Origin of the sequence: Clostridium tagluense, from assembly GCF_003865095.1 — a bacterium.
Classification (GTDB): Bacteria; Bacillota; Clostridia; order Clostridiales; family Clostridiaceae; genus Clostridium_AD; species Clostridium_AD tagluense.
In genome coordinates, this window is sequence record NZ_BHYK01000004.1 from 180,077 (window position 1) to 191,546 (window position 11,470).

General features: G+C 33.7%; 14 protein-coding genes. 3 read left to right on the forward strand and 11 right to left on the reverse strand.

Going from position 1 to position 11,470, the window contains the following annotated elements; genetic code table 11:
• Window positions 1-32 precede the first annotated feature (32 nt).
• The 10 genes from fabZ to Ctaglu_RS05020 form a co-directional block, all read right to left on the reverse strand.
• Window positions 33-479 (reverse strand): 3-hydroxyacyl-ACP dehydratase FabZ, encoded by a 447-nt coding sequence (gene fabZ, locus Ctaglu_RS04975; protein WP_124998673.1) that lies wholly within the window; start codon window positions 477-479, stop codon window positions 33-35.
• Window positions 480-548: 69 nt separating this feature from the next.
• Entirely contained in the window at window positions 549-1,067 is a 519-nt protein-coding gene (gene accB, locus Ctaglu_RS04980; protein ID WP_124998675.1) for an acetyl-CoA carboxylase biotin carboxyl carrier protein, read from the reverse strand.
• 2 nt (window positions 1,068-1,069) lie between these two features.
• The gene (gene fabF, locus Ctaglu_RS04985; protein ID WP_124998677.1) at window positions 1,070-2,311 is read right to left on the reverse strand and encodes a beta-ketoacyl-ACP synthase II; all 1,242 of its coding nucleotides are present in this window, start codon (window positions 2,309-2,311) and stop codon (window positions 1,070-1,072) included.
• A gap of 49 nt (window positions 2,312-2,360) precedes the next feature.
• Window positions 2,361-3,101 carry a 3-oxoacyl-[acyl-carrier-protein] reductase gene (fabG, locus tag Ctaglu_RS04990; RefSeq protein ID WP_124998679.1) on the reverse strand — a complete coding sequence of 247 codons (741 nt, stop codon included), beginning with the start codon at window positions 3,099-3,101 and terminating at the stop codon, window positions 2,361-2,363.
• A 49-nt stretch (window positions 3,102-3,150) separates the two neighbouring features.
• A complete protein-coding gene (gene fabD / locus Ctaglu_RS04995; protein WP_124998681.1) occupies window positions 3,151-4,086 on the reverse strand; it encodes an ACP S-malonyltransferase in 936 nt (311 codons plus the stop codon).
• A gap of 68 nt (window positions 4,087-4,154) precedes the next feature.
• Complete coding sequence (fabK, locus tag Ctaglu_RS05000; protein WP_124998683.1) at window positions 4,155-5,087, reverse strand: enoyl-[acyl-carrier-protein] reductase FabK; 933 nt, start codon at window positions 5,085-5,087, stop codon at window positions 4,155-4,157.
• A gap of 181 nt (window positions 5,088-5,268) precedes the next feature.
• The gene (gene acpP / locus Ctaglu_RS05005; protein ID WP_124998685.1) at window positions 5,269-5,499 is read right to left on the reverse strand and encodes an acyl carrier protein; all 231 of its coding nucleotides are present in this window, start codon (window positions 5,497-5,499) and stop codon (window positions 5,269-5,271) included.
• Window positions 5,500-5,519: 20 nt separating this feature from the next.
• Window positions 5,520-6,503 carry a beta-ketoacyl-ACP synthase III gene (locus tag Ctaglu_RS05010; protein WP_124998687.1) on the reverse strand — a complete coding sequence of 328 codons (984 nt, stop codon included), beginning with the start codon at window positions 6,501-6,503 and terminating at the stop codon, window positions 5,520-5,522.
• Window positions 6,504-6,522: 19 nt separating this feature from the next.
• Window positions 6,523-6,975 carry a MarR family winged helix-turn-helix transcriptional regulator gene (locus Ctaglu_RS05015; protein WP_124998864.1) on the reverse strand — a complete coding sequence of 151 codons (453 nt, stop codon included), beginning with the start codon at window positions 6,973-6,975 and terminating at the stop codon, window positions 6,523-6,525.
• A gap of 83 nt (window positions 6,976-7,058) precedes the next feature.
• A complete protein-coding gene (locus Ctaglu_RS05020) occupies window positions 7,059-8,132 on the reverse strand; it encodes an NAD(P)H-dependent flavin oxidoreductase (RefSeq protein WP_124998688.1) in 1,074 nt (357 codons plus the stop codon).
• 325 nt (window positions 8,133-8,457) lie between these two features.
• Between Ctaglu_RS05020 and corA the strand changes: the two genes are divergently transcribed.
• The 3 genes from corA to Ctaglu_RS05035 all read left to right on the forward strand — a co-directional run bounded on the left by corA (window position 8,458) and on the right by Ctaglu_RS05035 (window position 10,888).
• The gene (corA, locus tag Ctaglu_RS05025) at window positions 8,458-9,411 is read left to right on the forward strand and encodes a magnesium/cobalt transporter CorA (RefSeq protein ID WP_124998690.1); all 954 of its coding nucleotides are present in this window, start codon (window positions 8,458-8,460) and stop codon (window positions 9,409-9,411) included.
• Between the two features lie 227 nt (window positions 9,412-9,638).
• Window positions 9,639-10,199 carry an NUDIX hydrolase gene (locus Ctaglu_RS05030; protein ID WP_124998692.1) on the forward strand — a complete coding sequence of 187 codons (561 nt, stop codon included), beginning with the start codon at window positions 9,639-9,641 and terminating at the stop codon, window positions 10,197-10,199.
• A 194-nt stretch (window positions 10,200-10,393) separates the two neighbouring features.
• Window positions 10,394-10,888, forward strand: coding sequence for a TspO/MBR family protein (locus Ctaglu_RS05035; RefSeq protein WP_124998694.1), 495 nt, complete (start codon window positions 10,394-10,396; stop codon window positions 10,886-10,888).
• Between the two features lie 47 nt (window positions 10,889-10,935).
• Here Ctaglu_RS05035 and Ctaglu_RS05040 read toward each other — a convergent pair whose 3' ends face one another.
• The gene (locus tag Ctaglu_RS05040; RefSeq protein WP_124998695.1) at window positions 10,936-11,382 is read right to left on the reverse strand and encodes a staygreen family protein; all 447 of its coding nucleotides are present in this window, start codon (window positions 11,380-11,382) and stop codon (window positions 10,936-10,938) included.
• Window positions 11,383-11,470 lie beyond the last annotated feature (88 nt).

Below are 11,470 nucleotides of genomic sequence, written 5' to 3' on the forward strand. Positions count from 1 at the left end.
ATTATTTACCTTCCCTGCCCTTAAAATTATTATTAGATCCCTACTGCAAACGTAATTTCAGCTTCTGCAACCTTTTCTCCATTTACTGTAGCTAATGCCTTTCCAATTCCAACAGGTCCCTTCATTTTGATTATTTCTACCTCAAGTTTTAGTACATCTCCAGGAACAACTTTTTTTCTAAATCTAGCTTTATTAATACCACCAAAATAAGCAATTTTACCTTTGTAATTTTCCATACTTAAAAGTGCTACTGCTCCAACCTGTGCAAGAGCTTCGATTATTATTACTCCTGGAAGTATAGGTTCTGTTGGAAAATGACCCTGGAAGAAATACTCATTCATAGTAATATTCTTGTACCCTACAGCTCTTTTCCCTGGCTCTAATTCCTCTACTTTATCCACAAATAAAAATGGATATCTATGAGGAATAATTTCTTGAATTTGTTTTATATTCAAAGTAGTACCTTTTATATTTTCCATATTATTGCTTCCACCTTTCACTCATATAAGTAAGTTGAGAGATTACAATTCCCAACTACTACACCTCAACTATTTTTTACGTATTTTAAATAATGGCTGTCCGTACTCTACCATATCTTCATTTAAGGCTAATACTTCTACAATTTCTCCATCTACTTCACTTTCAATTTCATTCATAAGCTTCATAGCTTCTAAAATACAAAGGGTGTCTCCCTTTTTAACCACAGACCCAATTTTTACGAAATTCTGTGATTCATCACCAGGTGATGAGTACATAGTTCCAACAATAGGTGATTTGACTACAAATAGACTTTCATCAGGTACTGCCTTAGCTACATCTTCTATAGTGCTTACTATATTGCTTTGTATTTTCTCTTCAGAAATTTTATTTGTAGCTATACTCTCTCTATTTAATGAATCGTTAATAACTGATTGTACCGGCGGAGCATTCACAGTAACTCTCTCTACCTGCACCTGCTCTTCTTTTTTCTCCATCTTTATTTTAATGCCTTCTGTCTCAATTTCAAAGGATGTAAGCTGTGACTCACTAACAGTTTTTATTAGTTCTTGAATATTTTTATAATCCATAATTATTTACCATCCCATTTTTTAAGTAATATAGTAGCATTATGACCACCAAAGCCTAGTGAATTAGACATTGCATATTTAAGCCCCTGTTTGCGTCCAATATTTGGAACGTAATCTAAATCACACTCTTCATCTGGAACACTATATCCTATCGTTGCTGGCACAAAACTTTCTTCTAAGGCTTTTACACATACTATAGCTTCTATAGCTCCCGATGCTCCCAGAAGGTGTCCTGTCATAGACTTTGTTGAACTTATAGGTATTTTATATGCGTATTCTCCAAATGCAGATTTTATAGCTGCAGTTTCAAACTTGTCATTATAAGGAGTACTGGTTCCATGTGCATTGATGTAAGATACTTCTTCTGGCTTAACATCTCCATCCTCAAGAGCAATTACCATTGCTCTTGCAGCACCTTCTCCATTTGGCGCTGGTGAAGTTATATGATAGGCATCACAAGTTGATCCATAACCACTCATCTCTGCATATATTTTTGCATTTCTTTTTTTAGCATGCTCTAGAGATTCAAGTATAACTATTCCTGCACCCTCTCCCATAACAAAACCGCTTCGCTCTTTGTCAAAAGGAATAGATGCTCTTAGCGGATCTTCACTTTTAGTTAAAGCTGTTAAAGAAGTAAACCCTGCTAAAGCTAGTGGAGTTATCGATCCTTCTGCTCCTCCAGCTATTATTATGTCTGCTCTTCCATCTTGAATCATGTGGAAAGCATCTCCTATGGCATTAGTTCCTGTAGCACAAGCAGTAACTACACTAGTGCACTTACCTTTAGCGCCATACTTTATTGCAATGTTTCCTGCTGCCATATTGCCTATTATCATAGGTATTAAAAATGGTGACACTCTGCCCGGGCCCTTTTCCATAAGTTTTGCATACTCTTGCTCAATAGTACCAAGTCCACCTATTCCTGAACCAACTATAACTGCTAATCTTTCACTATCTACCGCATTTAAGTCAAGTCCTGAATTTTTAATAGCTTCGTCTGCTGCAACCATTGCATACTGACAGTATTTATCCATTTTTCTAGCTTCTCTTTTATCTAATGCTACTGTTACATCAAAATCTTTAACCTCTGCGCCCAACTTACATTTGAACTCTGAAATATCAAAAGATTTAATTACATCTATGCCACAAGTACCTTCTTTTACATTATTCCAAAAATTAACTACATCATTTCCTATAGGAGTAACTGCTCCCATGCCTGTAATAACAACTCTATTTTTCATAAATTGAACCTCCTTTAATTATCACTAAAAGTAACCTATTAATTTTTAACTACATTACCATTCCACCATCTACGTTTATAACTTGACCTGTTATGTATGAAGCTTCCTCCGAGGCTAAAAATGCTACTGCATTTGCCACATCACAAGCCATGCCAAGTCTTTTTAATGGAATACCGCTAAGTACAGCCTCTTTAACTTTTTGGGACAAACTATCCGTCATATCTGTTTGAATATATCCTGGCGCTACTGCATTACAAGTAACTCCACGACTTGCAAATTCTCTAGCAACAGCCTTTGTCATACCTATTATTCCCGCTTTAGCCGCGGAATAATTTACTTGACCTGCATTTCCTGTAAGTCCAGACACTGAGGATATATTTATTATTCTTCCACTTCGCTTCTTAAGCATTATTGCTGATACATGCCTTGTGCAATTAAAAGCACCCTTTAAGTTGATATCTATAACGCTATCAAAATCCTCTTCCTTCATTCTCATTAAAAGACCATCTTTTGTTATGCCAGCATTATTAACTAAAATATCTAAGCTTCCGAATTGTTCAACACATTTTTTCATCATATTCTCTACATCACTATAACTACTTATGTCACACTGAACTGCTAGTGCCTTAGCACCTAGTGCTTCTATTTCTTTGACTACTTCCTGAACTGCGTCTGCACTGCTTCTATAATTAACAACTATATTTGCTCCAAGTTTTGCTAGCTTTAATGCTATAGCTCTTCCAATACCACGGCTAGCTCCTGTAACTACTGCTGTTTTCCCTTTTAACATATCTTCTCTCCCTCACATCTTTTGTATTAACCTTGCTTCTTAAGAAATTCTACTTCTTAAGCACTTCTACTGCTTTGTCCAAAGATACCATATCTTCTACATTAAGTACTGTAAGTTTTCTATCTATATTCTTAATAAAGCCACGTAATACCTTACCTGGTCCTATCTCTACGAAGGTATCAACGCCATCTTTTATCATATTTCTTATAATTGTTTCCCATAAAACGCAGCTCATAACTTGAAGTTTTAAATTAGCTTTTATATCATCCTTATTCTTTACATAATCGCCGTTTACATTTGTCATTACTGGAACAATAATGTCTTTAAGGTTTATATTTTCAAGCTCAATTTCTAGCTTTTCTGCAGCTGGCTTTAACATAGAAGTATGGAAGGGTGCACTTACTGGTAAAATCACTGCTTTTTTTGCCCCTTTTTCCAATGCCACGGCACAAGCAAGTTCCACCGCCGCTATTTCCCCGGCAATTACTATTTGTCCCGGGCAATTTAAATTAGAGATTTCTACTATGCCAGAAGCTCTAGCTTCAATGCAAACTTCTTCAACACAATTTGTAGTAAGCCCTATTATTGCTGCCATAGTTCCTATTCCCACAGGCACCGCTTGTTGCATGAATCTTCCTCGCTTTTTAACAAGCTTTACAGCGTCTTTAAAATCCATAGCTCCACTACAAACAAGTGCTGAGTATTCTCCAAGACTAAGTCCTGCAGTTACATCACATTTTATGCCCTTCTGACTTAATGCCACAAGCGCTGCTATGCTAGTAGTTAAAATAGCGGGTTGTGTATTCTCTGTAATATTTAGCTCCTCCTGCGTCCCTTCAAAACAAAGTTTACTTAGTTCAAAACCAAGTTCACTATCTGCCATATTAAATATATTTCTGCATTCCTCTATATTCTCAAATAATTCCTTGCCCATTCCAATATATTGGGCTCCCTGTCCCGGAAAAATAAAAGCAATTTTACTCATAATTCCCCTCCTTAATCATAGCCTTTGGTTCTTTTTATAACTTCATCTATTTCAAATAATATCCTTTTTTATATGAACTTTTTAATAGCTTCTTCTGCCTCTGTAAACATCTCTTCTATAATTTCTTTGCAGCTTTGTTCTTTCTTCACAAGACCTGCAATTTGTCCTGCCATAATAGACCCCATCTCTATATCGCCTTCTTTTGCTGCTCTTGGTAAACATCCTCGGCCGAGTTCCTCTAAAGCCTCTACTGGAGCATTTTCCTTTTCAAGCTTTTGAAATTGTCTTGATAACTTGTTTTTTAAAACCCTAATAGGATGCCCTGTAGATCTTCCTGTAACAACTGAATCTATATCCTTTGCCGCTAATACTTTGTGTTTGTAATTTTCATGTATTGTACATTCATTTGCTACTAAAAACCTTGTTCCCACTTGAACTCCCTGTACTCCAAGCATAAAGGCTGCTGCCACGCCACGTCCGTCGCCTATGCCCCCCGCTGCAATTACAGGAATATTAACTGCATCAACAACTTGAGGAACCAGTGCCATAGTTGTAAGTTCACCAATATGCCCTCCAGATTCACATCCTTCTGCGATAACTGCATCTGCTCCTGCTCTCTCCATACGCTTAGCAAGGCCCACAGAAGGAACTACCGGTATTACTTTAATTCCATGTGCCTTCCAAAGTTCCATGTATTTTCCTGGGTTTCCTGCCCCTGTAGTAACTACTTTAACCCCTTCTTCGCATACAAGATGTGCAATTTCTTCTGCATTCTCACTTAAAAGCATTATATTTACACCAAAAGGTTTGTCTGTTAACTGTTTCGCTTTTCTAATTTCATCTCTTATATAATCAACAGGCGCATTGGCTGCTGCTATAATACCCAGACCCCCTGCATTTGATACCGCAGAAGCTAAGCTACTATCTGCAACCCAAGCCATTCCACCTTGTATTATTGGATATTTTACACCTAAGCTTTTAAAAAATACAGAATTTAACATTTTGTTCCTCCTTGATTGTTTAAAAGTATATAATTAGGGTTAGATAATTATATAAAAAAAAGTATATATTACTAAAACTACATTTCACGTAATATATACTTTTTTTTAATGTACTGAAGGAAACTAAATTTTAATACACTTAGTAGTTCAGCTCTCTAATTATCTAACCCAACAATTTTTATTATTTAAGTTTTGCTTCTATATATGCAACGATTCCCTTTACATCCTTAATGTTTTCGATATCTTCATTTGGTATTTCGATTTCAAAAGCTTCTTCTAATGACATTACAATCTCAAATATTTCAAGAGAATCTACTCCTAAATCATCCGCAAAATTTGCCTCCATTGTAACTTCTACCGCATCTATACCTAATTGTTCAACTATTACATTTTTAACTTTTTCAAATACCATTATTAATTCCTCCTAATATTTTATTTACTTTTTGTCCATTCTATTAATGAAGCTCCGTAGGTTAATCCACCGCCAAAGCCTACAAGTATAATTTTATCTCCAGCTGTAAGTAAATTCTTTTTGTTTATCTCATCTAAAGCTATGGGTATACTTGCTGCTGAAGTATTTCCATACATGTCTAAATTCACATAAAATTTATCTTTGTCAGCCTTCAATCTTTTAACAACAAAATCTATTATTCTAGAGTTTGCTTGATGGCAAACTACATACTTAATATCATCCAGTGTACAATTGTTTTCTTTTAAAATTTTATCTATGCTACTCTCAATAACTCTTACTGCAAATCTAAAAATCTCTTTACCATCCATACTTAGTGTTGCTTTAAAATCTTCATTCCCTTTTGTAAAAGTATTTTTTACATCTACAGTTGGGCAAGTTAAAAATTCACCCTTTTCACCTTCTGAAGTTGAATTTACAGAAATAACCCCCGGCGTATTACCTGCCTCAATTACTGCTGCTCCTGCACCATCACCAAAGAGCACACAAGTGTTTCTGTCTGTCCAATCAACAATCTTTGATAGTACCTCAGCACCTATTATTAAAGCCCTTTTGCGGTTACCAGTTTTTAAAAATTGCACTGCTATATTAAGGGCAAATATAAACCCTGTACATGCTGCTGATATATCAAAGGCCATAGCATTTACTGCTCCAATATTTCCTTGAACTATACATGCAGTAGCTGGAAGAAATTGATCTGGTGATGTACTTGCAAGAATTATAAGATCTATATCGCAAGCATTAACATTCGCATCCTTTAATGCCTCTAATGCAGCTTTTGTGGCAAGGTCTGAAGTGTTTTCACCTTGTGATATATGTCTCTGCTTGATGCCGGTTCTAGAAGTTATCCATTCATCAGAAGTATCTACAATTTCTGATATTTGATGATTAGTCATTATGTTTCTAGGTGCATAACTTCCTGTACCAATTATTTGTACCTCATTCATTGCTCAAGTACCCCTTTCGTTAACCTTCTAATTTATATTTTTCTTTGAAGAAATTGTTCAATTTTTCAAGAGATTTTATTAGTACCTCTTCTTCTTCTTCATTAAGAACATCTATAGTTGCGTGCACCATATGAGAATGAAATTTATCATGTATTCTATAGGCCAGCTTCCCTTTTCTAGTAAGGGCAATCATCACTGATCTTCTATCTTCTTCCCCTCTTTTTCTATCTACATACCCTTTTTTTAAAAGTTTACTTACAGCTGTAGTAAGAGTACCCAAAGTTATTTTAAGATCTTGAGATACTTCTGTCATAGTTCTATATTCATACATTCCTATTGCATCAATAGTATGAACTTCTGTTATTGATAGATCCTTAAGTATCCCTTCTTTAAGTGCCTTATGTTCTATTTGCAATATATCATTAAAGGTCTCTACTAGAAGTTCATTGACAACGCCAACACATTTACTCATGCTTATCACCATTTCCCATACTTTAATTTTCAAATGCTTTGATAATCAAAGTATATCTTTGGCAGTGCTATTTGTCAATATTTTTAAAGCGCAAGTTCTGCCCCTGTTACTAGTTCACTCATAAGTTCTTTAACTGAAATAATCTTATCTACTTTGCAGGCATTGCTTCCCACAAAAATAAGTCCCTTGTCTAAGTTTCCTTTTACTGCTTGTATTAGTGCTTCTGTAATACAGTAAGGGGTTTGTCTTGGATCACAATCCTTTATGCATAAATAGCATTTATCTACTTTACATCCTTTTTCCAAAACGCTTTTCATAAACTCATTGTTTATAGCTCTCCCTGGCATACCTACAGGGCTTTTTACTATCTTTATATCTTCTTGTTTTGAATTAACATAGGCCATTTTAAAAGCTAAAGAAGCGTCACATTCCTCAGTAGCTACAAATCTAGTAGCCATTTGTACCCCTGCCACACCAAGTTTTATAAACTCGGCAATATCTGCTCCAGTATAAATTCCACCAGCAGCTATTACGGGGATTTTTTTATTATACTTTTCTTCAAAAGGCTTAATCGCCTCAATAACTTCTTTAATTATGTCCTTTAAGTCTTGGGTTTTGTTTTCTATTAAGGATTCCATAGAAAAGCCAAGATGCCCGCCCGCTTCTGGTCCTTCAACAACAATTAAATCTGCAGCACAATTCTCTTTCCTATCCCACATCTTTGATATAACAGTAGCTGCTTTTGCTGATGATACTATAGGTGCAAGCTTTGTTTTGAATCCTTTAACTATTTTAGGTAAATTAAGTGGAAGACCTGCGCCAGATATTATTAAATCTATGCCTTCTTCTAGAGCAGTTACTACTAATTCCTCATAATTATTCATAGCTACCATTATATTTATTCCTATAATGCCCTTAGGACTTAATTCTCTAGCGCGCCTAATTTCACTTCTTAATGCTCTTTTATTTGCTTGCTTTGCATTGTTTGCAAAGTCTTTTTCATTATACCCAATTTGAGCAGTAGATATTATTCCAATTCCACCCTCATTTGCAACAGCTGATGCAAGACCGGAAAGGGATACTCCTACCCCCATACCGCCTTGAATTATAGGAACGCTTGCTATTAATTCTCCAATTTTTAAAGGAGGTAACTTCATAATTATCCATCTCCCTTTACTTTGATTTTCAAATAGTTTGATAGTCAAAGTATATATATTTTTATATTGTATGTCAAGACAAAAAGTATTTTGTAACTATTTTTTATAATATAGATTTATATTGCCATACTTCTTAGTATTTACTATATTTTAAAAAATATTAATATAATTGTGCTTTTATTTAATATTTTGGTTGTCATTAGGAATGATTGCATTATAATGGAATTATTATAGTTTGATACTTGTGAGTAAGCCTTCTTTTACTATTAAATAGTATAATTACATTTTTATTTAACAAACATGTCCAAAGAAAGGATGAGTTTATTTGATTCGTGTTATAGCCATTACAAAAGATCTAAAGCTAATTTATGATTTGCCTTTAGATGAGTTGTCAAAAGATAACATAATGTGGTACTGGATGGATTTTAATGATCCTAGCCAAGAAGAAATATACTTATTAGACACTTATTTTCATTTTCATCAATTGTCCATAGAGGATTGTGTGTTTTCATTAAATAGCCCTAAACTAGATTATTATGATGATTATAATTTTTTTGTGCTTAATGCTTTAGATAAAGATACTTTAGATCCAGTGGAAGTCTCTCTTTTTGTAAGCACTAAGTACATCGTGTCTTATCACAGTACTCAACTAAAGGAATTAGATGAAGCCTGGCAGCGGGCAAAAATAAATGAAAAAAATTGGGATAAAGGCCCCTCTTATATTGTCCATCAAGTGTTAGATAAAATAGTTGATTACTTCTTTCCAGCTATTAATAAAATTGAAGATAGGTTAAATGAAATTGAAATTAATAGTTTGAAAAAGCCCATTCACAGCTTAATGGATGAAGTCTTTGAAATAAGGAGTGATTTATTAAAGCTCCGAAGAGTTGTAAATTCTATGCGTGACTTGTTATATAGGATATTAAACTCTGAGAGGCTTTATGGATTTCATGAACATAAATTATACTTTTCTGATATTCACGATCATTTAGTTAAACTTTCAGATATGATAGCTTCTAATAGGGAAATGACTTCTGATATGCGTGATAATTATTTATCCATAAATTCAACTCGTATGAATAAAAATATGATGGTTTTAACTGTTATGACAAGCATATTTATACCACTAACCTTTATAGCAGGAGTTTATGGTATGAATTTTCAAAATATGCCTGAACTTACTTGGAAGTATGGTTATTTTGTAGTTATATTGATTATGGCTATTATTGCCATAGAGATGTTTTTATGGTTTAAACGTAAAGGATGGTTTGATATATAGCTTATTTTTAATAAACCATAGGGGGAATAAGCAATTGATACAAGGAAAAAATATAAATTTGCCTATATTTATATATCCAAGTTACATATTATAGTCTAAAATGTCGTTAAAAGTTTAATATATATTAGAAATGAAGCTCCCTAAATTTGTGGCAAAATTCTTAACAAGAAATACTCACAAACTAAAAAGGTGGAAAAAATAATATAAAAAAGAAAGTGAGATTAACTATGAATTGGATTAATTCTATAAAAAACTATACTCCTTATAATGAACAAGAAAAAAAAGATAAAGAGTTAATTGAGTATTGTATAAATAAATTTGATGATATTTTAACTCGGGATAATTGCATTGCTCACATAACAAGCTCTGGCTTTGTAGTAAATAAAACAAAAGATAAAGTGTTAATGGTACACCACAATATATATAATTCCTGGTCATGGACAGGTGGCCATGCAGATGGGGAAGATGATTTACTGGCTGTTGCAATTAAAGAAGCAAGTGAGGAAACTGGCGTGAAAAATATTTTCCCTGTGACCTCCCAGATATTATCATTAGACCTATTGCCCGTGCTTGGTCATGTAAAAAACGGCAACTACGTATCCGCACATTTACATTTGTCTCTTGCTTATTTAATCCAGGCTGATGAAGACGAACCACTTATTGTAAAAGCAGATGAAAATAGTGCTGTGAAATGGATTCCAATAGATGAGGTTAATTTATATAGCGATGAACCTCATATGCAAAAGGTGTATGAAAAATTAATATGTAAAATTAAAGCGTTGCTTTAATTTATATAAAAATATAATTTAAAGCAACACTTTTCATATGGATAGCTTTCGAAAGGTAAAAGAGTGTCACCACCCACCTAAAATTCTTATAGGTATAATATAACTTCAAAATAAATATATTATAAAATATATAGTTAAAATATTTTACTTTAACCACAGTTTTTATAATAAAAAAATAGAAAAGGAGATAAGCTATGTTTAGTATTTTTAAGGTAAAAGGCGAAAAAAACATTGTTGCTCTTATTATTAGCGTTCTACTAACAGAAGGTGTAGGTTTTTTAAGTGGTTTTTTGAGTATGACCGCCTCTAAGGATTATGAAAATTTCAATAAACCCTCCTTTTCACCACCTGGATGGGTTTTTCCTGTAGTATGGACTATTCTATTCTTTTTAATGGCTGTAGCTGCTTATAGAATTTGGATGAAAGGTAAATCCGGGGAGGATGTAACAAAAGCATTAGTTTTATATGTTGTCCAGTTATTTCTCAACTTTCTTTGGTCTATTATATTTTTCAGATTTAGGCTCTATGCAATAGCTTTTTTAGAATTGCTTCTATTATTAGTATTCATTCTTTTAACTACTTTTGAGTTTTATAGAATAGATAAACCTTCTGCCTATCTTATGATTCCCTATATAGTTTGGGTATCCTTTGCTGGGGTTTTAAATTATGCTATATGGATGCTGAATTAAATAATCACCTACACTTGTTCCATGTTAAGGGCTTGTGAAGGATATCTTTACTTATAATCTGACAGAGTTCCCCAAAGCTCCTGGCGATTAAACCTAGGATAAGCAGAATTAAATTTCACATAAATAGGTGCTTTGTATAAAAAAGTATTAGCTTTTAAAAGCTCCCTATCTCCATAAACAATAGCTTCCAATGCCAAAGGGAGCTCTTTCACAAATACATCATTACGGATAGCTGACATTGCTGCGTTCTTTTCTTTGTCTACCATAACATTAACCATCAGGGCATAGTCATCATTAGCCCTACTCCATTCCCCTAGCACTTCATCTCTCATATTAGTGATTTTATCATAATCATATTTTGCTGCAATTGTGAGAAATAGTTCTCCTGTAGTATCTGAATGGGTAAGAGTATATTTTCTGGGTATAATTGGCTGTGTTTCACTTGTCATAGCACCAAATTTAACTTGTAGTTTTTCAGGATTTAATTTTTTCAAGGCTTTCCCTCCATAATATAAATACATTATTTATATTATGAAGTTAAGTGTTTTTATGTTCTTTTTTATGCACTAAAAGTTAAAATTT